Origin of the sequence: Psychrobacter sp. GW64-MNA-CIBAN-0177, assembly GCF_040309585.1 — a bacterium.
Taxonomy (GTDB): Bacteria; Pseudomonadota; Gammaproteobacteria; order Pseudomonadales; family Moraxellaceae; genus Psychrobacter; species Psychrobacter okhotskensis.
The window spans coordinates 1-273 of sequence record NZ_JBEOOY010000234.1 but is presented as its reverse complement, the minus strand read 5'-3'; the positions used below and the strand labels follow the sequence as shown (position 1 = coordinate 273).

Sequence of the window (273 nt, the reverse complement as noted above, 5' to 3'; positions counted from 1 at the left end):
CTTCTAAACCACTCAAAGAGGATGGATCGAGAAGAACATTACTTGCCGATTATCGTTTTTGGTTGGTACTACCCACAGTCCTTGCCGCACCATTCATCGTGACAGGAATATTTATTCATCAGGGATTTTTTCTTCCTCAGATGGGCTGGACACCCATGCTTTTTGCCAATTGCTTCGTCTTTTATGGGATTGCCCATTGGCTTTCATCAATGTATACGGGCGCATTGGTTGACAGATTCAGCGGGAGACAATTGTTAAAATATTACCCAATCC

Annotated in this window: 1 protein-coding gene; it reads left to right on the top strand. The window is 43.2% G+C overall.

Features of this window, described 5'->3' with window-relative positions; translation table 11 throughout:
- Positions 1-273 (top strand): hypothetical protein (locus AAEY79_RS14895; protein WP_352289156.1); only part of this gene is annotated, 273 nt, incomplete at both ends.